This window comes from Paraburkholderia sp. (assembly GCF_026225065.1).
GTDB lineage: Bacteria > Pseudomonadota > Gammaproteobacteria > Burkholderiales > Burkholderiaceae > Paraburkholderia.
In genome coordinates this window covers 1-25,235 of record NZ_JAMFSB010000360.1, presented here as the reverse complement: position 1 = coordinate 25,235, position 25,235 = coordinate 1, and the positions used below count along the sequence as shown (strand labels likewise).

The following is a 25,235-nucleotide window of genomic DNA, read 5'->3' as shown; positions in this document are numbered from 1 at the left end:
TTTCAAACCGGCATCACTTGAGCAACTCAGCGAGCGCCACCCGGTATTGCGCGTACGCACGTTCTTCATCGCGATGCCGGCGATTGTCGACGACCTTTTCGCCGCCGGCATAGACATCGCGAATCGGCGTCTCACCATGCTCGCAGAAGACCACGCCCGAAAGCCATGCTTGCGGTGTGTGTTCGGCGATGCCCGGATGGTCCGCGTCGAGCACCAGCCAGTCGGCACGCTGCCCTACCCTCAATGCGCCCACGGCTCGGCCGGTGGCATGCGCACCGCCGTCGAGCGCGGCGTTGAACAACCTGTCGGCGACAAACGGCGCCTCGGCCGAGGCGAGCACATTGCGCTGACGGCGCGAGAGGCGCTGACCGTATTCCAGCAGCCGCAGTTCGGCACGCCAGTCGACGCCAATATGACTATCCGAACCGATGCCAAACCGTCCCTGGGCGTCGAGATAGGCGTTCGCCGGAAAAATGCCGTCGCCGAGGTTGGCTTCGGTCGTCAGGCACAGTCCCGCCACCGCGCCGCTCCTGGCAAGCGCGAGGGTTTCGTTCGCATCGACGTGGGTCGCATGCACGAGACACCAGCGCGAATCGACATGGAACCGCTCGAGCAGCCACTGCACCGGGCGCGCGCCTTCGGTCTCGAGACAGGCATCCACTTCCGCGGTCTGTTCAGCGATATGAATGTGCACCGGCGCACCTGGAAACTCCGTATCGAGACCGTCGAGCAGCGTGCGCAGCGACGGCTCCGAGACCGCCCGCAACGAATGCGGCGCCACACCGTAGCGCAGAGCCGGGCTTTCGGGGCGTGCGTCACACAGTTTACCGAGCAGGTCGAGCAGGCTTTCCGGCGTATTGATGAAGCGCGGCTGATCGGCCCGCGGCGCGCGCGCGCCGAAGCCGCCGTACTGGTAGAGCACCGGCAGCATCGTCATGCCGATGCCGCTCGTCTGGGCCGCATCCACTACGCGCTCGGCCAGCTCGGCCGTGTTGACGTAACGGCTGCCGTCCGGCGTGTGATGCACGTAGTGAAACTCGCACACCGACGTATAGCCCGCCTTCAGCATCTCGATGTAAAGCCACTGCGCGACGGCGGCGAGTCCTTGCGGCGTGATCTTCGCGGCGAAGCGGTACATCAGGTCGCGCCAGCTCCAGAAGTTGTCCGTGGCGTTCGCACGATATTCGGTCAGGCCCGCCATCGCGCGCTGGAATGCGTGCGAATGCAGATTCGGCATGCCGGGCAAGACGGGGCCTGCCGCATGGCTAACGCCCGGCGGCGGCGCAGACGTGTCCGGGCTCACGTGCGTCAGCGTGCCGGTGGCATCCCACGTCAACAGCACGTTGCGGCGCCAGCCATCGGGCAGATACGCGTGCTCCGCGAACAGCGCGTGCGTCGATGGCGGGGTAGCGCCCTGGGTTGATCCATTGGTTTGCCCATGACCCGGCGCTTGATTCAGATCAGTCATCTTCAGACCTTGATGGGTTGGACGCGAGCTTCACGCTGGCCTTAGCCACGCAGATCACCCGCAAATTGTCCGGCGGCGTCGCGCCGCGTATAGACCGTCTCGCCCGCGCGCACCACGCGCGCGCACAGCGGACGGCCGATCCAGTAAGCCAGGTCGGCCAGCGTCTCGACCTGCCAGACGGCGAAATCCGCCGCGCGGCCAACCTCCAGCGAACCATGACGACCGGCCTGACCCAGCGCGCGCGCGGCATGCTGCGTGACGCCTAGCAGCACCTCGGGGACGGTCATGCGAAACAGCGTGGTCGCCATATTCATCATCAACAGGAGCGAAGTGATGGGGGACGTGCCGGGATTGCTGTCGGTGGAGATCGCGATGGGCACTTCGTAGCGGCGCAGCAGATCGAGCGGCGGCAACTGCGTCTCGCGGATGAAGTAGTACGCGCCGGGTAACAACACTGCGACCGTGCCGCTGTCCTTCATGGCCGCCACACCCGCTTCGTCGAGAAACTCGAGGTGATCCGCGGACAACGCGTGATGACGCGCGGCAAGCGCCGTGCCGCCGCTGTTGGACAACTGCTCGGCATGCATTTTCACCGGCAGCTTGTGGCGCTCGGCCGCGGCGAAAACGCGCTCGCTTTGCGCGAGTGAAAAGCCGATGCGCTCGCAGAAGACATCGACCGCGTCGACGAGGCCTTCGTCGGCCAGCGTGGGAAGCATGCGCTCGCAGACTTCGCTGATGTAGTCGTCGGCACGGCCGGCAAACTCGGGCGGCAATGCGTGCGCACCGAGAAACGTTGTGTAAACCGACACCGGGTACTGCTCGCCGAGACGGCGCGCGACGCGCAGCATCTTGCGCTCGCTGGCGAGATCGAGGCCATAACCGGATTTGATTTCGATGGCGGTCACGCCTTCGGCAAGCAGCGGTTCGAGGCGGCCCGCTGACTGGCGCAACAAGCTCTCTTCGTCGGCGGCGCGAGTCGCGCGCACCGTCGAGACGATGCCGCCGCCTTGTCGCGCGATCTCTTCGTAGCTGACACCGGCGAGGCGCTGGGCGAACTCGTCGGCGCGCTGGCCGCCGTACACGAGATGGGTATGACAATCGACGAGGCCGGGTGTGACCCATGCGCCGCCGAGATCTTCGCGCGGCCACGCGGCGTAGTCGAGCGGCAGTTCGTTAGCCGCACCGAGCCAGACGATGTGGCCGTCGCGCACCGCGATCGCGGCGTCGGTCAGCGTATTACGCGGATCGCCCTGCGGGCAAAGCTTCAGGTGATGCCAGACGGTTTGCTTCATCGCGTGCTCGTTGCAGCTTGTTGCGGTCTGTGAATGCGAGGGCCGATGGGTTTCAGCTCACGCGTAATGCAAGCGGATGGCGAGCAGCGCGCCTTCGCCGCGCGCCTTGCACGCCAGGGCAGCAGGTGCCTCGATATGCAGCGTGTCGTCTATTGTCAGGGTCACTGGAGCGGTAGCGCCGAGCGTCACCTCAAGCGAACCAGCCGCGCAAAACAGCAGCACGACGTCAGCCGACAGATGATGGATTGGCGCAGCATCAGTGGCACCCGCAGCTCCCGCAGCGCCCTCGGCCTGAGCTTGCCATACTTCGACCTCGCCCGTTGCCGCACCCCGCCGTACCATCAGGTTGAAATCGCGCGTCGCACCGTCGACGAGCCGCGCGTCGATCGCGGTCTCGCCCGCGAAGCGCGCTATCTCGAGCGGCTCTTTGAGTGCATGCGTCGGGCCGTTCGCTTCGTCGAGCAGCATACCCGCGCCCGACAGCAACACCAGCGTCCGGTCGATCCCGTCAAAGCGCGAGAACGGCCCGGACTGCGCGACGTCCGCAATGCTCACGCGCCACACGAAGCCATCGAGCTTCGCGCTTTGAGGAAAGGCCACTATCTCGCGCGTGACGCCGCCGCCGTTCTTCCACGGCGTCGCCACAAGATCGGCGCCGCGGATCAATGTCATGCCGCTATCCGGCGCCACGATTAACGGCCCAGCATCGGCAGATTAAGTCCCACCTCACGCGCCGTCTCCTGCGCGAGTTCGTAGCCGGCGTCCGCGTGACGCATCACGCCCGTGGCCGGATCGTTGAACAGCACGCGGCCTAGACGCTCGCGCGCGGCGTCCGTGCCATCAGCGACGATCACCACGCCCGCGTGCTGGCTGAAGCCCATCCCCACCCCGCCGCCGTGATGCAGCGATACCCACGTCGCGCCACCGGCGGTGTTCAATAGCGCGTTGAGCAACGGCCAGTCGCTGACGGCGTCCGAGCCGTCCTTCATCGATTCGGTTTCGCGGTTCGGGCTCGCTACCGAACCGGTATCGAGGTGATCACGGCCGATCACGATCGGCGCCTTCAACTCGCCAGTCCTGACCATCTCGTTGAACGCCTGACCGAGGCGATACCGATCCTTCACACCCACCCAGCAAATCCGCGCCGGCAAGCCCTGGAACGCAATCCGTTCGCGCGCCATGTCGAGCCAGTTGTGCAGATGCGCGTCGTCGGGAATCAGTTCCTTGACCTTCGCATCGGTCTTGTAGATGTCCTCAGGATCGCCCGACAGCGCGACCCAGCGGAACGGGCCCTTGCCCTCGCAGAACAGCGGACGGATATACGCCGGCACGAAGCCCGGGAAATCGAAGGCGTTTTCGACGCCCATCTCAAGCGCCATCTGGCGGATATTGTTGCCGTAGTCGAGCGTCGCGGCGCCGCGTTCCTGCAGCGTGAGCATGGCCTGCACCTGCTTGGCCATCGATTGCTTGGCCGACTTGATGATGCTGTCCGGCGCCGTCTTCTGGCGTTCGCGCCAGTCTTCCACGCTCCAGCCTTGCGGCAGGTAGCCATGAATCGGATCGTGCGCGCTGGTCTGATCGGTCACGCAATCCGGCGTAATGCCGCGCTCGACGCACTCGGCGAACACGTCGGCTGCATTGCCGAGCAGACCGACCGACACCGGCTTACCCGTCTTCTTTGCCTCTTCGACGATCGCAAGCGCTTCGTCGAGTGTCTTCGCCTTGCGATCGACATAGCGCGTCTTCAGACGGAAGTCGATGCGCGTCTCATCGCATTCGACAGCGATCATCGAGAAGCCAGCCATGGTACCGGCGAGCGGCTGCGCGCCGCCCATGCCTCCAAGACCGCCGGTCAGAATCCAGCGGCCCTTCGCGTCACCGTTGAAATGCTGGTTCGCCACTGAGAAGAATGTCTCGTAGGTACCCTGAACAATCCCCTGGCTGCCAATGTAAATCCAGCTCCCCGCCGTCATCTGCCCGTACATCATCAGGCCCTTGCGGTCGAGCTCGTGGAAGTGTTCCCACGTCGCCCAGTGCGGCACGAGATTCGAATTCGCCAGCAGCACGCGCGGCGCATCGGCATGCGTCCTGAACACACCCACCGGCTTGCCCGACTGGATCAGGAGCGTCTCGTCGTCGTTGAGATCCTTCAGCGTGGCGAGAATCTGGTCGAAACAATCCCAGTTACGCGCAGCGCGGCCAATGCCGCCGTACACCACGAGCGCATGCGGATGCTCGGCGACTTCCGCGTCCAGGTTGTTCTGGATCATGCGGTACGCGGCTTCCGTGAGCCAGCTCTTGCAGGTCTTTTCGACGCCACGCGGGGCGCGAATCGTGCGGGTCGGGTCGAGACGCGGATCGAAGTGCTTGGGGTTGTTCATGGTGGCCCTCGGAGGCGGAAAAGTACTCAAAAATCAGTTAAATGCGCGGGTTAAAAGCGCCGTTCAGGAAGCGAGATCAAAAGTGTCCGGTAAAACGGTAACGACTGCCGGGATGCCACAGATTCGCCACCGATGCGACCAGACTCTGCGACCACGTGCGTCGATGCAGCACGAGGCATGGCTCGAGTTCGTCCATCGTCAGCAATCGACGCGTATCGGCGTCCGCCACAGACGCCTCGATCCGGTACTCGACACGCTGCAGCGGCGCGACGCGCACCAGATACTGGTTCGGCGTGGTGCTGGTGAAGTCCTGCAACGCGTAATCGGGGGCGACCGCCGGGTTGACCCAGCGCTCTTCGAGCTGCACCGGTTCGTCGTTTTCGAAATGCAGCACGCGCGAATGAAACACCGGACTGCCGGCGCTCACCTGCATCTCGTCGGCGAGCGCTTCGTCGGCAATCGCCGCGCCGATGTGCAACACCTTCGCCTGATAGCGATGACCGCGCGCCACGATCTCGTCGGAGATACTGCGGATCGCCACCAGGGTCGATTCGTATTTTGGCCGCGCGACGAATGTGCCTGAGCCCTGCACGCGTGTCAGCACCTGCTCGGAAGTGAGTTCGCGCAGCGCACGGTTGACCGTCATGCGCGCCACGTTGAACTCGCGGGCAAGCTCGTTTTCCGAGGGGACCTGGTCGCCCTCACCCCATTCGCCCGCGTGAATGCGGGAGAGGATGAAGTCCTTGATTCCCTGATAGGCCGGTGCGTTCATGCCGGGTTTGCCGTTAGTGATGTCAACGTGCTTACTGCTCGGACGGGAACGTCAGCGGGCTGTGTGCAGCGATCGTGCCGTTCTGCACGAGATGCGTCACCGCCTCGATGTCCGGCGCGAAGTAGTGATCGAGTTCGTAGTGCGCAACTTCATGGCGCACCGTGTTCATCACGTGCTGCAATTTCGGGCTGGTTTGATGCGGTGCGCGCAGATCGACACCTTGCGCGGCGGCAAGCAGTTCGATCGAAAGAATATTGGCCGTGTTCTCGGCGATATCGCCAAGCTTGCGCGCCGCGAAGGTCGCCATCGACACGTGGTCTTCCTGGTTCGCCGAAGTGGGCAGCGAATCGACCGAGGCCGGATGCGCGAGCGTCTTGTTCTCCGAAGCGAGCGCGGCCGCCGTGACGTGCGCGATCATGAAGCCGGAGTTCACGCCGCCATCGCGGACGAGGAACGGTGGCAGACCGGAGAGCGTCGAATCGATCAGCAGTGCGATGCGACGTTCGGCGAGTGCACCGATTTCGGCCGCGGCCAGCGCCAGATTGTCGGCCGCAAACGCGACCGGCTCCGCGTGGAAATTGCCCCCCGAGAGCACTTCGCCGGTGTCCGGGAAAATCAGAGGATTGTCCGACACAGCGTTCGCTTCGATCAGCAGAACATCCGAGGCATGACGCATCTGGTCCAGACACGCGCCCATCACCTGCGGTTGGCAGCGCAGACTGTACGGGTCTTGAACCTTGCCGCAATCGCGGTGCGAGAGATTGATGCCCGAGCCTTCGAGGAGCGAACGGTAGGCCGCCGCAGCGTCGATCTGGCCTTGATGGCCGCGCAGTTCATGGATGCGATGATCGAACGGCGCCACCGAACCGGCCGCCGCGTCCACCGACAGCGCGCCCGCCACCAGCGCGGTGCGGTACAGGTCTTCGATCGCGAACATGTTGTAGAGCGCGAGCGCGGTCGATGCCTGAGTACCGTTCAACAGCGCCAGACCTTCCTTCGCCTGCAGCGTGAGCGGCTTCAGGCCAGCGAGGCGCAAGCCTTCGATGGCGGACATGCGCTCACCCTTGGCAAGCACGTCGCCAACGCCGAGCAGCGCGGCCGACATATGCGCGAGCGGCGCGAGATCACCCGAAGCGCCGACCGAACCCTTCACGGGGATCACCGGCAGCACGTCGGCATTGAACAGCGTGATCAGCGCGTCCATCACTTCGCGGCGGATGCCCGAATGACCGCGGCCGAGGCTCGACAGCTTGAGCGCTATCAACAGACGCACGACTGGACGCGACATTGGTGCGCCTACGCCGACCGCGTGCGAGAGTACCAGATTGCGTTGCAAAAGTTCGAGCTGGTCGTGCGGGATGTGGGTGCTGGCGAGACGGCCGAAACCGGTGTTGATACCGTAAGCGGGCTCACCCTTCGCGGCAATATCGGCCACGGCCTGGGCGCAGGCATCGATCGCGGCGAAGCTGGCGGGATCGAGCTGCAGCGTGACCTGTTCGCGGGCGATCTGGCGCAGTTGCTGGAGAGTCAGGTGACCGGGCTTGAGAATCATCATGGAAGAGTCCTGTCTATACAATTTCAGAGAAGTCTAGCGGTGACGTCTTGTATATACAACTTGTTTTTAATAGTCTGATGTCAGGGATTTCCATTAGGCTCCCGAATCATGGCTGGCATGGTTTTCGCAGGTTTGCACCGCTGCGGCGCGGACTTCTGCGCCATCAGCGGGCACGGCACACCGCGCCGCTCCATCATGAGTTGTATATACACGTCAGGCGCGTCGGGTGGCAAGTGGACAAAATGAGATGTGGCCACGCCGGCAGCGAGGCGCCGCGAGGCAGGAAGGCAGGAAGGCCGATCCGAGAGCGCCGGGACGCGCCTATAGCTGCAACCGCGTCCCGATGAAATCCAGAAACGCCTGCACCCGCCCCGCGAGCGCCGCGCTCTGATAAAACACCGCGCTAACCGGCTGCCGTTCGTCGACAAGAGCATTAGCAAGGATCGGCACCAGCCGCCCGCTGCTCACGTCGGCGAGCGTCATGAAATCCGCAAGGCAGGCGATGCCGCTATCCGCCAACGCTAACTGCCGGATCGTCTCGCCGCTCGATGCCGTCATGACCGGCGCGATCTTCAACGATACGCGCGCGCCATCCCGCAACGGCCAACGGTTCAGATGCTCAGGCGCGGTAAAACCGATCAGGCGATGCGCGCGCAACGCCTCGACGGAATCCGGCTCGCCACACTCGGCCAGATAGCCAGGGCTCGCCACGATGCGCAGCTTGCTGCTGCCGAGCGAGCGCGCATGCAGCGTCGAATCCTGCAACGCGCCAATGCGGATCGCGATATCCACTTTCTGCTCGAGCAGGTCGACGATCCGCTCGTTGCTGGTCAGTTCGAGCCGGATCTCCGGATACAGCGCCGAAAACGCTTTCATGTGCGGGGCGATGCAGTGGAGCATGAACGGCGACGCCGCATCGACCCGCAAGCGTCCGCTTGGCCGCTGGCGCCGGCGCGCCACCGATTGCTCCGCCTCCTCCATCGCATCGAGGATCGCCCGCGCCCGGTCCAGGTACAGCACGCCCTCTTCCGTGAGCTGTAAACGCCGCGTCGTCCGGCGAATCAGCGCTGTGTCCAGCTTCTTCTCCAGCCGCGTCAACGCGCGGCTCACGCCGGAGACGGTCTGCTGCAGCTTTTCGGCAGCGGCCGTGATCGAGCCACTGTCGATCACGGTTACGAATACCAGCAGTTCGTCGGTGGAAGTCTTCATTGTTGATTTCAAATCAAGATTGATTTGAGACTAACACGCTTTTTGCCAGAATCAAGACAGCGGATACTCACGGTATGCCATCGCCGATCCGTTGATCGACCCGATGCCAATCAATGCAGTTTGTTCCAGCAAGCAAGGAGAACATCTTGAAGATTTTCGTTACCGGCGCCAGCGGTTTTATCGGCGGTTCGATCGCCGCGGGCCTCGTGCGCGCAGGACATCGCGTCCGCGGTCTGATCCGCAATCCTGAACACGCCGCCGAACTCGAGCGCCTCGGCATCGAACCGGTCGTTGGCACACTCGACGACCGCGCGTTGCTAGTCGCCCAAGCGCAGGCCGCCGACGCCGTCATCAACGCCGCCAGCAGCGATCACGGTGCGGCAGTGGAAGCGCTGATCGAAGGGCTCGCCGGCTCCGGCAAGCCGTTTCTGCATACGAGCGGCTCCAGCATCGTCGGCGATGCGTCGGGCGGCGAAGCCGGCGCGGCCAGGATTTATAGCGAAGACGCGTTGCCCGAACCGACTGAGGATAAAGCGGCGCGCGTCGCAATCGACCGCCTGGTGCTCGAAGCGGCGCACAAAAATATCCGCTCAGCAGTGCTATGCAACACGCTGATCTACGGTCATGGCGCCGTTGCCGGCAGCGCCAGCGTGCAGTTGCCGCGCCTCGTGCGCCAGGCGCAGAAAAGCGGCGTGGTTCGGCACGTGGGGAGTGGCGGCAATATCTGGTCGAACGTGCATATCGACGACGTGGTCGAGCTGTATCGCCTCGCGCTGGAAAAGACGCCGGCCGGCACTTTCTACTTCGTCGAAAGCGGCGAAGCGTCGTTTCGCGACATGACCGCGGCCATCGCCCGCGCGATGAAACTGGGTCCGGCGCAAGACTGGCCGCTCAAGGACGCCGAGCAGGAATGGGGTTATGAAATGGCGAACTATGGACTCGGTTCGAACAGCCGGGTACGCGGTGAGCGCGCTCGCAAACTGCTGGGTTGGCAGCCGCAGCGCACCTCGGTGATCGAGTGGATTGAACGGGAGATGATGTAGCGTCAAGGGGTTGCTTCAGGGCGTCCACCGAAGGGCGCCCTGAAGATCGCGTAATCTCTGTAAGCGAAGCTGTTGCGAATCCGTAAACTCAACTCGTTAGAATGCCGCCCAATTGATGGGCCGATTCGACAAAGCGAGTGGCCCCCTGAGCCCGGATTCCTCGATGAGCATCGCGCTAAATTTCGATTGGCTGACCAACCTTCTCGCGATCCTCTTCATCGTGGCTTGCCTCTATGACGCGCGCTACGACGAATACGGCACGCTGACCCTGGCGGCAGCGGCGATGGGACTCGTGGTCATGGCAATCGAGCTGTTCCTCAGGCCTGCGTTCGAAATGTCCTTATAGCGAGCGGCGCGGACGCCGTTCGCTCAACCGCCCGGCCCCCCCACCGCTCTATCCCCTCATCACGAACCGCAAGCCGGGCAACCGCGCGGCGCGTCCTCGTAGCGATCGTGGTGCTTGACCCAGTCGCCAAGATTCCTGACCTCGTTACGTCCCTTCGGCGCGATATCCAGATGCGTGTACGTACCGATAAACGGCTCGCCACCGCGCGCGTAGCTTGAATAGGTGTGGAAAATATTGCCGGCCTCGTCCTTGTAGAAGACGCTGTGGCCAGGCGCCTCGTCGCCGAAAATCTCCTGCTCTTCGAAGTTGTAGAAGCCTTTGCCGCCTGCGACCTGCTCCGGCGTAAACGACACGTGATAGTCGAAATTGAAATCGCTCTCATACGACGAAACCCAGCGAAACCGCCAGCCCATACGCTTTTTGAACGCATCTATCTTCTCGAGCGGCGCACGCGAAACCGCCATGTACGAAACGTCGTGGTGCTCAAGGTGGGGCAGCACACCGTCGACGCTATCCGAGAGGAACGAGCAACCGGGGCAACCTTCCTTCCACTCCGGACCCAGCATGAAGTGATAGACGATCAGCTGGCTGCGTCCGTCGAATAGCTCCGCGAGCGTCTTGCGGCCCTGCGGCGTATCGAAGGTATAGGTCTTGTCGACCTTGACCCATGGCAGCGCCAGACGCTTGCGGTTGAGCTCATCGCGCGCGTGTGTGAATGCCTTTTCTTCCGCCAGCAACGCGCGGCGCGCAGCCAGCCATTCTTCTCTTGAGACAGTGCTATGGGGTTCCATCTGCTTCTCCTTCCTCAGTGGTCAGGCAAGGTGACGCTCGAGTCCATCCAGCGCGGAGCTCCAGCCCTCTGCGTGCTGGTCGCGCGTCTCTTCGTCAAGGAACTGTGCGTGCGTCAAGGTGAGCAGCGTGCCATCGCCATCGGGGCGCAACGCCACCGTCACGAGCGACTCGCTCTCCGGCGCCGAGCGCCAGCTCCACGTGAAAACCAGCTTCGCGTCGGGCACGACTTCCAGATAGCGGCCGCTGGCTTCGTGCTCCGCGCCGTCCGTGCCGCGCATGACGAGCCGAAAACTGCCACCCTCCCGCGCATCGACTTCAGCGTGAATCATCTCGTTGCCGCTCGGGTGCATCCACTTCAGGATTTGCGCCGGCTGCGTCCAGGCGCGGAAGACTTTGCCGGACGACGCGTTGAGACGGCGCTGGAGCGTGAGACTGGGGCGGGTGGACATGCCTCCTCCTGTTCGACAAAAGCGGCGAGACGATCGAGCTGTTCGGTCCAGAAGCGTTCATAGCGGTTCAGCCACAGCATGGCCTGCTCCATCGGCCCCGCGGACAGCCGGCACGCCACCGTGCGGCCGGTTTTCGTGCGGGTGACGAGTGCATCGGACAGCACGTCGAGGTGCTTCATCACCGCCGGCAACGACATCTCGAATGGCTGCGCGAGTTCGCTCACCGACAGGTCGCGATGGGTGGACAGACGCGCGAGCAACGCCCGCCGCGTGGGGTCGGAAAGCGCAGCGAACGTGCGGTCTAGAAGAGCTTCTGAAAACTTAACCATGAGGTTAAGTGTAGTCGCGCGGTTTCGAATGTCAAGGAAGTGACGCGTGAGATGCCGGAGAAGATGCGGGCGATGCGAGCGGACCCGTGGGGATAGTGCGGAGAGAAAAAAGACACGCGGCGCATCACAGCACAAAAGACTGCAACACGCCGCGTCAAGGGTGGAGATTAAATCGACTACACACGCAAGCAGAGCTGCCCAGACCACCCTGCTCACGCGCCAAACCAGGGACTACCAGGGACCACGGCAGAACCGCGATCAGATAGCCCAGCCGCCAAGATAGAACGCGGCCAGCACGACTGCGATCGCCACGGTGCCGACGTTCAGCTTGCGATACTCGCCGCTCACGACACGGCCGATCACCAGCGTGCTGAAGCCCAGCATGATGCCCGTCACGATGTTGGCGGTCAGCACGATAAACACCGCGCAGACGAGACCCGACATCGCGTCGACCATGTCGTCCATATCCAGCTTGCTCACGCTGGAGAGCATCAGCAGGCCGACGTACATCAGCGCCGGAGCCGTCGCATACGAAGGCACGAGACCCGCAAGCGGCGAGAAGAACATCACGACGAGGAACAGCAGACCGACGACAGTCGCGGCCATCCCCGTCTTCGCGCCGGCCGCGACGCCGACCGTCGATTCAATGTAGGCCGCAGCCGGAGCGCCGCCGAGGAAGCCCGAGAAAATCGAGCTCAGCGAATCCGCCGTCAGCGCACGGCCGCCGTTGATGATGCGGCCGTTGGCATCGAGCTGACCAGCCTGCCCTGCGACAGCGCGAATCGTGCCGGTCGCGTCGAACACGGCCGTCATCACTAGCGCCAGCACACTAGGCAGTACTGCCAACGACAACGCGCCTTTAATGTCCATCGCACCGATCAGCGAAGCATGGCCCGGCGCGCTCAGCGACGGCAGCGCAAACACGCCGTGATACGTCACCGCCGGATCGATCAGCAGGCCGAGCGCCGAGATCGCGACGATCACGATCAGGATCGAGCCCGGCACGCGACGCTTCACCAGACCGAAAATCGCAGCCAGCCCCACCACCGACATCAGTGCCGGCAGCGCCGTGATATTGCCGAGCGAAACCGGCAGACCTGCGCCCGGGTTCTTGACCACGAGGCCGACGTCATTGGCCGCGATCAACAGCAGGAACAGGCCGATGCCGATCCCGGTGCCGTGCGCGACGCCCGACGGCAGATTGCGCAGGATCCACGAACGAACGCCCGTCACCGAAATGCCGGTGAAGACGATACCCATCAGGAACACGGCGCCGAGCGCCACGGTCGGATGCAGGCCCTTGCCGAGCACGAGACCGAAAGCCGTGAAGGCGGTCAGCGAGATCGCGCAGCCGATGGCGATCGGCAGCTTGGCCCAGACCCCCATCAGCAGCGAGCCGAACGCTGTCGTCAGGCACACGGCCACAAACACCGCGCTGGTGTCGAAGCCCGCCTTGCCGAACATACCCGGCACGACGAAGACGGAATAGACCATCGCCAGAAAAGTGGTGACGCCGGCAATGATTTCCTGGCGCTGCGAACTGCCGCGCGAGGAGATTTCAAAGTACCGGTCGAGAAAGCCCTTGGAGTCGAAGGTGTCGACGCCGACATCGGAAATCGGCTGGGCGTGGGGTTCCATCATGATGAGTGCCTCCTTTATCAGCATGCTGAAACAGCCGGGGCACCGGCTGTCATCAGGTTCGTCTCGTTGCGTTTATGTAATGTGGTGGGGCAAGGTTTGAACGTTCGTCGCAGCGGACAGTCTGTGTTTCAGGCCAGCCCGCTTTGATCTGAAGATTCCCGACATCCCTTACAATCGGCCATCTACTTATCGGGTTAAACCGGCAGAGTCAAATCCGCGTTAGCACCGTTCGTCATTTGCTGTCCCGAAATGTAGGCGAATACCAATATGTCTCCCATCGCATGAATGGCATGCCGGTCATGTCTCGATGCTTATATCGTCTAAGGCACGGCGGCACAGGGGTTCGGCCCGCGTGTTTACACCTACGGTCTGTAACGCACGTGTCGCATGCCTGTGGTGCCGCTTTGCGCGGGCCGCAGACCGGGAGATGCCCCATTGACGTCGTCGGCTGGCTGCTTTCCAGTGGCCTCGCGCCGGAACGCAGCGTGCTGCGGGTTAAACTCTGAGCCATTCGCCGTTTCAATTGCAGCGGCGCAGGATGCGGCAAGTCAATCGCACCCTTCGCTCGCGCCCATGGAGTCTTTCTTGATGAGTGGCGGTTTTCGACGTCCAGCTTTCCGTTACCCGATCCTTCTCGTCCTCGCGGCTGTCGCCCTGTCGGGTTGCAGTCTGCTGCGCGGACCGCAGCAGGCGCCAATCACCGAGGCCGTCCCGGATCTCGTCGAACCCGCCAGTTCCACCCTCGTAGCCGGACCGCCTGAGACGACGGTTCAAACGGAAACGACCAAGCCCGAAACGCCGGCAAAGCCCAAGCGTCCTCCGGCGCCACCGCCAAAGAAAGAGGAGCCGCCTCCACCGCCGGTTGCCACGCCCGCCCCGCCGCCGCCCACGCCTGCGCCGCTCATCGTGACGCGACTGATCGATCGCAACCAGGCGCACGGGCTGCTCGACAGCGAAGTGCAACGGCCTGACGGCAAGGTCGTAGGACGCGCCGTCGATCTCGTCACTGACCCGAGCGGCAAGCCGATCGAAATGATCGTCAATCTGCAGGGCTTCCTCGGGGTCGGCGACCGCAAGGTTAATTTCCCGTGGAACGTGTTCCGCTTCACGCCGGCCGCCAAGACCGCGCCCATCACGCTGAATCTCGCGCCGGGTCAGGCGCCGCCGACCGACCGCGCGAAGGCGGCCGCGGCAGCGGCCGGCACCGCGACCGCCACACGCTTGCCGTTGCTCGACGCCACGGTTGAACGGCCGAACGGCGCGAAAGTGGGCCGCGTGATCGACGTGCTGATCGACGCCAATGCCCAGCCGCAAGCAGTCGTGCTCGACGTAAGCGGCATGGTGAGCGCCGACCGCCGCACGATTGCGGCGAACTGGTCAGCGCTGCGGTTCGCGGTAAAAGACAAGACGCTCTATCCGCTGATGGACCTGAGCGATGCGGCGATCGCCGCGTCGCCGCCGTATGCATCGGATCAGCCGATCCGCGCCGTTTCGCCTGCACCGCCCGCGCCGCCAGCAACGCCTGCGCCGCCGCCCGCCGCCGCTGCATCATCCACAGCGACTGCATCTACCGCGCGGGCGTCCCGATGACAGGCCGGCTTATGGTTACAACACGCAGCCTGCGCGCGCTCGACTGGATGAATTTCTTCGTCGCGAACGTGCAGACCGGCTTTGGTCCGTTTATCGCGTCCTACCTCGCCTCGCACAAGTGGACCCAGGGTGAGATCGGCATGGCGCTGTCGGTGGGCACGATCAGCGCGATGGTGAGTCAGGTGCCGGCAGGCGCCGCCGTCGATGCGATGAAGAACAAGAAAGGCGCCGCCGCCTGGGCGATCATCGCGATCATCCTCTCCGCGGTGTTGCTCGCCAGCAGTCCGACCGTGCTGCCCGTAATTGCCGCAGAGGTCTTCCACGGCTTCGCGAGTTGCATGCTGGTGCCAGCCATGGCTGCGATCTCGTTCGCTTTGGTCGGACGCCAGAACCTTGGCGACCGGCTCGGGCGCAATGCGCGCTGGGCGTCTATCGGCAGTGCGATTGCGGCCGGGTTGATGGGGCTGTTCGGCGAGTACTTCTCGTCGCGCGCCGTATTCTGGTTGACGGCCGCGCTCGCCATGCCCGCGCTGATTGCGCTGAGTATGGTGCAGAACACCGGCACCGTCGACGCCACGCCCCAGGCGAAGCCCACTCCGGACGCGGACGAAAAGCGCGAGAGCCTGCGCGAGTTGCTGCGCGACAAGCGCATGCTGATCTTCGCGGCCTGTATCGTGCTGTTCCACCTCTCCAACGCGGCGATGCTCAACCTCGCGGCCGGTGAAGTGACTGCTGGCATGGGCGATAACGTCCAGCTCGTGATTGCGGCCTGCATCATCGTGCCGCAGGCGATCGTGGCGATGATGTCGCCGTGGGTGGGACGCTCGGCGCAACGCTGGGGGCGCCGCCCGATCCTGTTGTTCGGCTTCGCTGCGCTGCCGGTTCGCGCGCTGCTGTTTGCCGGAATCAGCAGCCCTTATCTGCTGGTGCCGGTGCAGATGCTCGATGGCTTGAGCGCTGCGGTATTCGGGGTGATGCTGCCGCTGATCGCCGCGGATGTGGCCGGCGGCAAGGGACGCTATAACCTGTGTATCGGACTGTTCGGTTTGGCGGCGGGGATCGGCGCGACGTTGAGTACGGCGGCAGCGGGTTTCATTGCAGACCGCTTCAGCAATACGGTCAGCTTCTTTGGGCTCGCCGCGGCTGGGGCGCTGGCGGTGCTGCTCGTGTGGGCGGCGATGCCGGAGACGCGCGAGAGTGAGACGGTGCCGCAGCCGGAAGGGGTGCCGGAGGCGCCGTAGTTGGCGGATCCGCTACGAAGAAAAGCCGGCGTCGTGAAAGCGATGCCGGCTTTTTTGTTTGTTTGCGCGAGCCCGCTCAATCCAGAAACTCCGTCGCCCGCTTGCGCAACACCGTGCCGAAATCATCCAGCCACCCAATCGACAACCGCCAGCTCTGCCAGTACAGATCCACATCGACGGGCTTACCCGGCGCCATATCCACGAGCTCACCGCTCTCGAGATGCGACGCGATCATCCGCTCCGGACACAGGCCCCACCCCATCCCCGTGACGCACGCTCTGAGGAAGCCCGCGACGTGAGGAATCCAGTGCAACGGCGGATCGACCTCGGCACGAGTAATCCGGCGCATGAAGCGCTTCTGCAACTGATCCTTCGGATTGAAGTCGATGCAAGGCGTGCGCCGCAGCGAATCGCGCGTGACCCCATCGGCGAAGTAGCGCTCGAAGAAATCCGGCGCGCACACTGCCCGATAACGCATCCGTCCAAGCCGCACCGACCGGCAGCCCTGCACCGGCTCCGCCTGCGTGGTTACCGCGCCTTGCACGCTGCCATCGCGAATCCGCTGCGCCGTATGATCCTGATCGTCGATCACGAGATCGAGCAGCATCTCCCGCTCCACACAGAACCCCGCCACCGCATCGATAAACCATGTGCCCACGCTGTCGTCGTTGACCGCCACGCGCAATGTCGGCCACGACTCGACCAATGCGCCCGGAAGCGCCGGCAGGCGCCCCGTCAGCTCCGATTCGAGCAACTGCACCCGCTCCGTATGCCGGCACAGCAGCGCGCCCGAGGTCGTCGCCACACACGGCTGCCCGCGTTTAACCAGCACGCTGCCCACCCGCTCCTCCAGCAATTTCACGCGCTGCGACACCGCAGACGGCGTCACGTTCAGTTCGTTCGCCGCGCGGTCGAACGATCCATGGCGCACCACAGCAGCCAGCGCATCCAGCAAAGCGTAGTCGAGCATTAGCGTTCCTTAATCAGCATTAACTTTATTAGCTTCTCTTACGAGCCTGGAAACCGCAGACTAGCGCCAATTCGTCTCATACGTCTACTGGATCTCTCATGGATTGGCTTGCTTTCTCCCACGGAGCGGCGCTGTGCGCGTCGCTGATCGTCACCATCGGTGCCCAGAACGCCTACGTACTGCGCCAGGGCATCATGCGCTCGCACGTCGGCAAGATCGTGCTGTTGTGCACATTGTCGGACTTCATCCTGATCGGCGCGGGAGTGGCCGGTGCGTCGGCGCTGGTCGAGCGTTATCCGGTGTTCGTCCATGCCATGCTGTATGTCGGCCTGGCCTACCTCGCCTGGTTCGGCATCAACGCGTTGCGCCGCGCGGTGCGTCCCGGCCATGCCGTGCTCGACGTCGACGCGGCGAGTGACGAGCGCTCAGGCAACGCAATGCCCGCCACGCCGTCCGTTCAACGGGCCATGCCGATCATCCTGATGACGCTCGCCCTCACGTGGCTGAACCCACATGTATATCTCGACACCTTCCTGCTGATCGGCACGGCCGGCGCCCGCGAAGCACAATCCGGCCGGGTGGCCTTCGCGCTCGGTGCGATGGCGGTCAGCGCCGTATGGTTCGTTGGCCTCGGCTACGGCGCCCGGGCGCTCGCTCCGCTGTTTCGCCGTGCGACGGCCTGGCGCGTGCTCGACGGCGCGATCGGCAGCATGGTGCTGTTGCTCGCCGTCACGCAATTGCGCTAACCGAACGGCAAGCACAGCGAAGCACTCGGCAAACACGAGGCCACTGCAGCAGGGCAAACAACGGACAATCAGCGGGGGCAGGAAGCCGTAGAATCGTGCTTCCTGCCCCGCTTTTTGTATACGTGCCGCCCCCATGGTCAATCCGACGCACTTCGATCTGCATTCTCTGCGCGTCTTTCTGACGGTCGCCGAAACCGGCAGCCTGACCCGCGCTGCCGAACGCAGCCATATGACGCTCTCCGCCATCAGCAAGCGCATTGCCGACCTCGAACGGGCCACCGACTGTGCCCTCCTCGTGCGTCATCCACGCGGCGTCGAACTTACGCCTGCGGGCCACGGGCTCTTGAGTCACGCGCTGCAGGTGCTCGACCAGGTCAACCGGATGGCGAGCGAAATGAGCGATTTTGCCGTGGGCGTGCGCGGTCATGTGCGGATCTGGGCCAACACCTCGGCCATCGTGCAGTTTCTTCCTACCGACCTGCAGCGCTTTCTCGCCGCCAACCCCAGCGTCAAGGTCACGCTCGAAGAACGTCTGAGCGGCGAAGTGATCGAAGCGCTCGGCGCGGGCCGCACCGATGTAGGCATCTTCGCGGACAACGTGCCCGCGCCGATGGTGGACAAACGCGTCTACCGGCGCGACCGGCTGATCGTGCTGGTCCCCGCGGACCATGCGCTCGCGGGCGTCAAGCAGATCGCCTTTGCCGACACGCTCGAGTACGACTACGTCGCCCTGAACGCCGGCAGCTCGCTGCTGCTGCGCATGATGGACGCCGCCCTCGCCGCCGAGCGACCGCTGCGGCTGCGCATCCAGATGCGCAGCTTCGACGGCATCTGCCGGATGATTGAAGCGGGCCTCGGCATCGGCATGCTGCCGGCCGCGGCAGTGCGCCCCGAAATCCTCGCGGCAGGCCTGCGCGCGGTGCAATTGACCGACGTCTGGGCCGAACGCACGCTGTGGATCGGTGCGAAGGACACTAAGGCACTCACGCCGGAGGCAGCCAGGCTGTTCGATTTCATGGCGGGCATGCCGGAAGCGGCAGGCTGAGCTGAGCTGAGCCCAGCCAAGCCGAGCCAGGCCAAGAAGCGCCGCTGCGCCCTTTCCGCCCGGGAAAGGGTCCGTGAAGAATCCGACATTCCCAGCGCCGCCGCGCTGCGTCACTATCTTGTGCAACGGAACACACACGATGGAGACGCAGCATGGCTGGACCGCTCGACGGAATCCGCGTCCTCGAACTCGGACAACTGATTGCAGGCCCGTTCGCGAGCCGGATGCTCGCCGAATTCGGCGCCGATGTCATCAAGATCGAAACGCCCGTCACGGGCGACCCGCTGCGCAAATGGCGCATGCTGCACGAGGGCACCTCGGTCTGGTGGGCCGCGCAGTCGCGCAATAAACGTTCGGTGACGCTGAACCTGAGAGACCCTGAAGGCCAGGAAATTGCACGGCGCCTCGCCGCCGAGGCCGATGTCGTCATCGAAAACTTCCGCCCTGGCGCACTGGAAGGCTGGGGCCTCGGCTGGGACACCCTGCACGAACTGAACCCCAAACTCGTGATGCTGCGCGTCTCGGGCTACGGCCAGACCGGTCCTTATCGCGACCTGCCCGGCTTCGGCGTGATCGGCGAAGCGATGGGCGGACTGCGCCACCTGAGCGGCGAACCTGGCCGGACTCCGGTGCGCGTCGGCGTGTCGATCGGCGATTCGCTCGCCGCCCTGCATGGCGTGATCGGCATCCTGCTGGCGCTGCGTCATCGCGACCAGAACGGCGGTGAAGGCCAGATGATCGACGTCGCCCTGTACGAATCGGTCTTCAACATGATGGAGAGCCTGCTGCCCGAATACTCGGTGTTCGGCGCGGTCCGGCAAGCGGCGGGCAGCAGCCTGCCAGGAATTGCGCCGAGCAATGCTTATCGCTGCCGCGATGGCAAATTCGCCCTGATCGCCGGCAACGGCGACAGCATCTTCCGCCGTCTGATGGAAGTGATCGAGCGCCCCGACCTCGGCGACGATCCGGCGCTCGCGCAAAACGACGGCCGCGTCGCGAACGTCGAACGGATCGACGCAGCCATTAGCGCCTGGACGGAACGGCACTCGCTCGACGAAGTGCTGGCACATCTGAACGAAGCGCGCATTCCGGCCGGCAAGATCTACGATGTCGCCGACATTGCCGCCGATCCGCACTACCGCGCCCGCGAGATGATCGTGGATAGCACCCTCGCCGACGGCACACCGGTGCAAGTCCCCGGGGTTTTGCCGAAACTTAATGCCACTCCGGGCACGATCCGCACGCTTGCGCCAGAGCTCGGGCAGCATACCGACGAGGTGCTCGCCACCCTCGGCCTCGACGACGCCAAACGCGCTGCACTGCGCGCACGCGGCATCATCTGAACAAGCAATCAGGAGACCTTCGATGAGCGCCACCCGCCCTCGTCTGTACATCCAGGAAGTCGCCACTCGCGACGGCTTCCAGAACGAAGCCCGCTTTATCGAAACCGACGACAAGGTTGCCTTGATCGACCGGCTCAGCGCCTGCGGCTTCGCCAAGATCGAAGTGACGTCGTTCACGTCGCCGCGCGCCATTCCGGCGCTGCGCGATGCCGAAGCAGTGATGCATCGTATCGAGCGCCGCCCCGGTGTGATCTACACCGTGCTGGTGCCGAATGTGCGCGGCGCCGAACGCGCGTTGTCATGTGACGTCGACGAAGTCAATCTGGTGATGTCGGTCAGTGAAAGCCACAACCGCGCGAATCTGCGCATGAGCCGGGAAGAATCATTCGCACAACTGCGCGATGTGATCGAAGTGGTAAGCAGCACACGGGTGGCGATCAACGTATCGCTGTCGACCGCGTTTGGCTGCCCCATGGAGGGCGATGTTGCGGAGGACGAAGTGCTGAGATGGGTTTCGCGCTTCGCCGCGCTCGGCGTGCACGGGGTCACGCTATGCGACACGACCGGCATGGCATATCCCAACCAGGTCCGGCAACTGGCGCAACGCACGCGAGATGAATTCGCCGGTCTGGAAACCACCCTGCACTTTCACAACACGCGGGGCATGGCGCTTGCCAATACGCTGGCTGCATTGGACGCGGGAATCGACCGCTTCGACGCCTCGCTGGGCGGGCTGGGTGGCTGTCCGTACGCACCTGGCGCGACGGGGAACGTGTGCACCGAGGAACTCGTGCATATGCTGGAGCTGAACGGCTACGATACCGGCGTCGATCTGACCGAGGCGCTTCAGGTCGCGGCCTACTTGCCCGGGCTGATCGGCCACGACGTTCCGAGCCAGTTGCTCAAGGCCGGCCGGCGGCTCGATCTGCATCCGGCTCCGGATGCGAATGAGCAGCGCCCCTCCGCGGCCTGAACGGCGGCGTTCCGCCCCTTAGGGCTGCACGCCCGGCGGCTCGTCGGGGCAAATCCCTGCGCGCCCTACTCCAACTGTCTGCAGCGCACCGTCAGCCACATACGGCACCAGGCCGTCCTTGCAGATTTTCTGCACCGTCTCGCGCGTGCATTGTTCATCGCCGGGGGCACAGTAGTCGATTGCGATCACGGGCAACGCGTATTTGTCGCTCACGATCCGCGCCTGCCCCAGCAGCCAGTCACGATCGGCCTGTGGCACCGTCGTATAGCGCTGGTTCGCCTGATCCCAGCCGCTGTAGAGCGATTCGAAGGCTACCGCGTACACGAGATCGTGCACCTGCGGCAGGATCTCGAAGCCGCGGTTGAACATCAGCCTCGCCCGTGGATAGCGTTTCTTGATCGCACGGATCACCTCCACCAGTCCCGCTTGCTGACGCTCGCGGTCTGCGTCGGTTTTGGCGATCAGTTGATACGAATCGAGCGTATCCAGAAAGAAGCCGCGATAGCCTTTGCGCCAGAGCGGCGCAATCACCTGCTTCACATAGAACGCCGGCCAGCCCGGTGCGTCCTGATCGACGACCTTCGATTCCCACGCGGGGTTATTGCCAGCCAGCCATTCCTTCGGCATCGCGGCGTAGTACTCGCGTTGCGGCGTTACTTCGCCGACGCTGACGTATGCGAACCAGACGGTATGGTGATCGTGCCGGGTGGCGGGATCGAAGTCGCTATCCGGCTCGACCACCACTACATCGAATCCAGACAGTGCCTCGACAGGTACCTTGTCGCTATAAAAGAACGCCACCGAGGGTTGCACGGAGGCATTCGTCGCGCTGGTGGCGTTGCCGGCTGCACTGGCGGCGCTCTGGGCTTGCGCGAGGGGCCCCAGTCCGGCGGCCGTGCCGAAGCAGGCCACCCAGGCGGCGAAGCGGCACAGCGCGCGCACCATGAACATTCGCATCCCGCACTATCAGTTATGCAGCATGTACGTTTCGTATTCGAGTTTAGCGAACTTGCGGTCCAGTGTCAGCACCGCGCCGACTACCAGAATCAGCAGCGCCAAAGCAAAACCATACCCATACGTGTTGGGACTCATCTGCAACGTGATCCACGTCAGCGCCCCGTTGAGCACCACAAACGCGACGCACAGCTTCAACACCGTACGCCGTGCGTCCAGATAGAAGAACACGTTCAGAAGACCCAACAGCACCACCTGCAGACTGGCCGCAATCACGTCGACGGTCAAAAGCGGCATATATAGCGGCGAAATATTCAGCGCTTCCAGCACGTTCGGCCCAAAAGCGAAAATCAGCAGCAGCACGACCACCTGAATCTTGATGATTTCATACAGGCCCGCACGCACGCTGCCCACCATCATGTCGCGCATATCGTTGATGTGACGCAGCGTCGCGCCGCTACGCACGGCATCGTAGAACGCGTCGTAATACTCGACGAAATCCGCTTCGATGCGCACCAGAAACGTCGCCATGCCGGGCATCACGCACACATAGGCGATGAAGACGGGAATATCGTAGATCACCGAAGCATGCAGCGGCCCGATGACCGGGGCGCCGGTGCCAGGCGAATACCAGAACATGAACTTGTCGAGCCACACGCCGAGATTGAAGAACAGCCCCACCAGCGCAAGCGTCGGATAAGCAAAGCGCTTATCGAACACCTCGAAGGAAATCAGCCGTCCGCTGCGGTAGTTACGGTAGATCAATCCAGACAGACCGCCCAGCAACACCAGGTGCCCCGCCACGAATCCTCCGAGCAGACCCGATAGACCATGCCGGTTGAGCATCAACGCAAAGGCGACGGTGCAGCCATAGCCGATCAGAAACACAAACAGGATCTGCCGGTACTGCTTGACGCTGGAGAGAAAAATCACGGCGATCCAGATGTTGCTGATCACCACGAAACCCGCAACCATCAGCACGCGATAGGCCAACGGCTCACTCTTGAACCCTACCAGCATCGCCACCACACCCACCAGCCCGGAGGCGATCGTGCTGACCAGCACGACGCCGTTGTAGTTCGACAGCACCAGATCGTCACGCTTTTCGAACAGGCGGTCGGAGATGAAACGCGTGAACGACAGTTGCAGCGGACCCGTCAAAATCAGGCTCAGTGCAATCAGATACGTCACCGATATCTGAAACTGCACGATCGCGTATTTCGGTATCACGAACGCGAGGCTCATCACCCCGATGATCAGGATACCGAAGATCGACAGGATCAACGGCCCCGAGCTGATCAGGCCCGCGTAGGCATAAGCCCGCGCAACGCCGAACAGCGTGTCGTGTTTGAGGATCTTGCGCAGTTCGAAACCAATCCCAGCCATTAGCGTGTCTCCCCAGCTTGAGCGGCGTGAGGGCTCGCCGGCGCGCCATGGTGCACCGGGCAGCCGCCCGTGGCTGCACTGCGCGAGCCGCGCGGAACGTCTGGCGCCGCTGCGAGCTTCTCGTACAAGGCCCGGTAGCTGTCGGTCATCTGCGCCTTCGTGTAATAGCGGCGCACCCGTGCAAGACCAGCCTGCTGCGCGGCCTGCCAGCGGGCGTCGTCGTTCAGCAGCGCCACCACGGCCTGCGCAAAGGCCGCCGGATTGGCGATCTGCACCACCGCCCCCGCGCTGCCGAGCGCGCGGTCTTCCTCATCGAGTCCTTCGATCATCTGGCGGCATGCGCCGACATCGGTCGTAATGGACGGAATGCCGGCGGCAAATCCTTCCAGCACGACCAATGGCAACGCCTCGCTGATCGACGTGAGCGCGATCACGTCGATTTTCGGCAGCACGTCGTCGATGCGCTGAAAGCCGAGGAATTTCACATTCGCGGCCAGCCCCAGACTTTCCACCAGCGCATGGCACTCGAGCGCATAAGCCGGATCCTCTTCTTCCGGCCCGATGATCCAGCCTTCGATGTCGGGCATGCTGCGCGAGGCCACGAACATGGCGCGAATAAACGTCTTGATGTCCTTGATCGGCACCACCCGGCCGATCAGCGCGACCACCTTGTGCCGTCCTGCTACGCGCTGCTCCACTAGCGGCGCAAGGCCGTCGACGTCCACGCCATTCGGAATGCTGCGGGTGCGCCCGGCAACCGCGCCGTCGGCGACCTGGCGCAAGCGGTTCGTTTCATACAGGGCGACGATCTCATCGGCGGCGTCGTACGCGAGCTTGCCGATCGCCTCGAAAAAGCGCACCCACAGTTCGCGGAAATAGCTGATGCGCGAGATGTCGCGCTCGAATGCGCCGCGGTTGTCGCGAATCCACTGGCTCTGCAACAGATCGATCTTGCGCTCTTTCGTATAGATGCCGTGCTCGGAAATCAGCAGCGGCCGTCCCGTGCGATAGTGCAACAATGCGCCCAGAAAACCAGCATATCCCGTCGAAATCGTGTGATAGACCTTCGCCGGTATCAGCTTCTCTGCGACGTTCGCGAGTAGCCACAACGGCTTGTGCATGATGCGCACGGTCCAGAAGTAGTCGGTAAACGACGGGTCGGTGCAATGCTTTTCGTACTGCTCGACGATGAACTCCCACGACTGGCGGCTTGCCAGAAACTGCGCTTCGTTGAGCGCACCGTGTTCGCCGAGCGTCGGCACCATCTCGGCCATCAGCTTGCCCACGTCCGCACCGCGCACGTCGCGCAATGCCGCGTGCAGCTCGGCCGACTTCGCAAATGCCGCGGCGTCACCTTCAATCTCGCGCGGCCGGCGTGCGTCCACAGAACCCGTCTCATACAGGTAATGGGTTTCGAAGTGCACGACGTTGTCGGGCAACTTGTAGGCCGCGCCGTGATAGTCCTGCTCGCGGCTGCCGATAAAGACGATCGCAAAGCGCGTCTGCGGGTACGCGCGCAGCATTTCGTTGACCCAGCTCGACACCCCGCCCCGCACAAACGGGAAGGTGCCTTCCAGCAGCAGGCAGACATCGGCATCGGCGGCACGCCGCATCAAGGACTCTTTCATGATGACCAGTAAGTCACAGCAGGTTTGAGCGTCGGCAGCGCTGCGGCATTGCCGAGCGTCGCGAGCCATTGACTGGTTTGGG

23 protein-coding genes are annotated in these 25,235 nt (G+C 63.6%); 8 read left to right on the top strand and 15 right to left on the bottom strand.

The genetic code is table 11. The annotated features are described in order from the left end of the window. Positions 1-13 precede the first annotated feature (13 nt). The 7 genes from M0954_RS24955 to M0954_RS24925 all read right to left on the bottom strand — a co-directional run bounded on the left by M0954_RS24955 (position 14) and on the right by M0954_RS24925 (position 8,677). The gene (locus M0954_RS24955) at positions 14-1,468 is read right to left on the bottom strand and encodes a formimidoylglutamate deiminase (protein ID WP_297356077.1); all 1,455 of its coding nucleotides are present in this window, start codon (positions 1,466-1,468) and stop codon (positions 14-16) included. 41 nt (positions 1,469-1,509) lie between these two features. After that, positions 1,510-2,760: an imidazolonepropionase gene (gene hutI, locus M0954_RS24950; protein ID WP_297356076.1), complete on the bottom strand. Its 1,251-nt coding sequence runs from the start codon at positions 2,758-2,760 to the stop codon at positions 1,510-1,512. 57 nt (positions 2,761-2,817) lie between these two features. Further along, positions 2,818-3,432, bottom strand: a complete 615-nt coding sequence (locus tag M0954_RS24945) for a HutD family protein (protein WP_297356075.1) — start codon at positions 3,430-3,432, stop codon at positions 2,818-2,820. Positions 3,433-3,452: 20 nt separating this feature from the next. Beyond that, entirely contained in the window at positions 3,453-5,141 is a 1,689-nt protein-coding gene (gene hutU / locus M0954_RS24940; RefSeq protein ID WP_133891399.1) for a urocanate hydratase, read from the bottom strand. A gap of 76 nt (positions 5,142-5,217) precedes the next feature. Continuing rightward, entirely contained in the window at positions 5,218-5,913 is a 696-nt protein-coding gene (gene hutC / locus M0954_RS24935) for a histidine utilization repressor (RefSeq protein ID WP_122154338.1), read from the bottom strand. 31 nt (positions 5,914-5,944) lie between these two features. Further along, positions 5,945-7,468: a histidine ammonia-lyase gene (gene hutH, locus M0954_RS24930; RefSeq protein ID WP_297356074.1), complete on the bottom strand. Its 1,524-nt coding sequence runs from the start codon at positions 7,466-7,468 to the stop codon at positions 5,945-5,947. 321 nt (positions 7,469-7,789) lie between these two features. Further along, positions 7,790-8,677, bottom strand: coding sequence for a LysR family transcriptional regulator (locus M0954_RS24925; RefSeq protein ID WP_123384298.1), 888 nt, complete (start codon positions 8,675-8,677; stop codon positions 7,790-7,792). Between the two features lie 146 nt (positions 8,678-8,823). Here M0954_RS24925 and M0954_RS24920 point away from each other — a divergent pair, with 146 nt between their 5' ends. Together M0954_RS24920 and M0954_RS24915 are read left to right on the top strand one after the other, a co-directional pair. Further along, positions 8,824-9,720 (top strand): NAD-dependent epimerase/dehydratase family protein, encoded by an 897-nt coding sequence (locus tag M0954_RS24920; RefSeq protein ID WP_123384299.1) that lies wholly within the window; start codon positions 8,824-8,826, stop codon positions 9,718-9,720. A 163-nt stretch (positions 9,721-9,883) separates the two neighbouring features. Further along, positions 9,884-10,066 carry a hypothetical protein gene (locus M0954_RS24915; protein WP_074265062.1) on the top strand — a complete coding sequence of 61 codons (183 nt, stop codon included), beginning with the start codon at positions 9,884-9,886 and terminating at the stop codon, positions 10,064-10,066. A gap of 59 nt (positions 10,067-10,125) precedes the next feature. On the opposite strand, the gene M0954_RS24910 is transcribed toward M0954_RS24915, so the two are convergent. The 4 genes from M0954_RS24910 to M0954_RS24895 form a co-directional block, all read right to left on the bottom strand. Beyond that, positions 10,126-10,857, bottom strand: coding sequence for a thioredoxin family protein (locus M0954_RS24910; protein WP_297356073.1), 732 nt, complete (start codon positions 10,855-10,857; stop codon positions 10,126-10,128). A gap of 21 nt (positions 10,858-10,878) precedes the next feature. Next, on the bottom strand, positions 10,879-11,307 hold the full coding sequence (locus tag M0954_RS24905; protein WP_297356072.1) for an SRPBCC domain-containing protein: 429 nt from the start codon (positions 11,305-11,307) through the stop codon (positions 10,879-10,881). Further along, complete coding sequence (locus M0954_RS24900) at positions 11,214-11,636, bottom strand: helix-turn-helix transcriptional regulator (RefSeq protein WP_297356071.1); 423 nt, start codon at positions 11,634-11,636, stop codon at positions 11,214-11,216. Before M0954_RS24900 ends, M0954_RS24905 begins: the two co-directional genes overlap by 94 nt. 258 nt (positions 11,637-11,894) lie before the next feature. Next, positions 11,895-13,277 carry an NCS2 family permease gene (locus tag M0954_RS24895; protein ID WP_297356069.1) on the bottom strand — a complete coding sequence of 461 codons (1,383 nt, stop codon included), beginning with the start codon at positions 13,275-13,277 and terminating at the stop codon, positions 11,895-11,897. Positions 13,278-13,865: 588 nt separating this feature from the next. Between M0954_RS24895 and M0954_RS24890 the strand changes: the two genes are divergently transcribed. Together M0954_RS24890 and M0954_RS24885 are read left to right on the top strand one after the other, a co-directional pair. Further along, positions 13,866-14,867 carry a PRC-barrel domain-containing protein gene (locus tag M0954_RS24890; protein WP_133891393.1) on the top strand — a complete coding sequence of 334 codons (1,002 nt, stop codon included), beginning with the start codon at positions 13,866-13,868 and terminating at the stop codon, positions 14,865-14,867. After that, positions 14,864-16,108: an MFS transporter gene (locus tag M0954_RS24885; RefSeq protein WP_133891392.1), complete on the top strand. Its 1,245-nt coding sequence runs from the start codon at positions 14,864-14,866 to the stop codon at positions 16,106-16,108. The genes M0954_RS24890 and M0954_RS24885 overlap by 4 nt, the downstream gene beginning before the upstream one ends. Positions 16,109-16,184: 76 nt before the next feature. On the opposite strand, the gene M0954_RS24880 is transcribed toward M0954_RS24885, so the two are convergent. Then, a complete protein-coding gene (locus M0954_RS24880) occupies positions 16,185-17,078 on the bottom strand; it encodes a LysR family transcriptional regulator ArgP (RefSeq protein WP_122154330.1) in 894 nt (297 codons plus the stop codon). A 98-nt stretch (positions 17,079-17,176) separates the two neighbouring features. Between M0954_RS24880 and M0954_RS24875 the strand changes: the two genes are divergently transcribed. From M0954_RS24875 to M0954_RS24860, 4 genes are all read left to right on the top strand, one after another. Next, entirely contained in the window at positions 17,177-17,824 is a 648-nt protein-coding gene (locus M0954_RS24875; RefSeq protein ID WP_297356067.1) for a LysE/ArgO family amino acid transporter, read from the top strand. A 133-nt stretch (positions 17,825-17,957) separates the two neighbouring features. Then, positions 17,958-18,869, top strand: a complete 912-nt coding sequence (locus M0954_RS24870; RefSeq protein WP_133891390.1) for a LysR family transcriptional regulator — start codon at positions 17,958-17,960, stop codon at positions 18,867-18,869. Between the two features lie 152 nt (positions 18,870-19,021). Further along, positions 19,022-20,212 (top strand): CaiB/BaiF CoA-transferase family protein, encoded by a 1,191-nt coding sequence (locus tag M0954_RS24865; protein ID WP_133891389.1) that lies wholly within the window; start codon positions 19,022-19,024, stop codon positions 20,210-20,212. A 22-nt stretch (positions 20,213-20,234) separates the two neighbouring features. After that, positions 20,235-21,185, top strand: a complete 951-nt coding sequence (locus tag M0954_RS24860; RefSeq protein WP_297356064.1) for a hydroxymethylglutaryl-CoA lyase — start codon at positions 20,235-20,237, stop codon at positions 21,183-21,185. A gap of 18 nt (positions 21,186-21,203) precedes the next feature. Here the strand turns inward: M0954_RS24860 and M0954_RS24855 are convergent, their stop codons facing one another. From M0954_RS24855 to pelF, 3 genes are read right to left on the bottom strand one after another with little or no spacing between them, the layout of a single operon-like run. Beyond that, positions 21,204-22,142 carry an endo alpha-1,4 polygalactosaminidase gene (locus tag M0954_RS24855; protein ID WP_297356063.1) on the bottom strand — a complete coding sequence of 313 codons (939 nt, stop codon included), beginning with the start codon at positions 22,140-22,142 and terminating at the stop codon, positions 21,204-21,206. Positions 22,143-22,151: 9 nt separating this feature from the next. Next, the gene (pelG, locus tag M0954_RS24850; protein WP_297356061.1) at positions 22,152-23,525 is read right to left on the bottom strand and encodes an exopolysaccharide Pel transporter PelG; all 1,374 of its coding nucleotides are present in this window, start codon (positions 23,523-23,525) and stop codon (positions 22,152-22,154) included. After that, positions 23,525-25,153: a GT4 family glycosyltransferase PelF gene (gene pelF / locus M0954_RS24845; RefSeq protein WP_297356059.1), complete on the bottom strand. Its 1,629-nt coding sequence runs from the start codon at positions 25,151-25,153 to the stop codon at positions 23,525-23,527. Before pelF ends, pelG begins: the two co-directional genes overlap by 1 nt. Between the last annotated feature and the right edge of the window lie 82 nt (positions 25,154-25,235).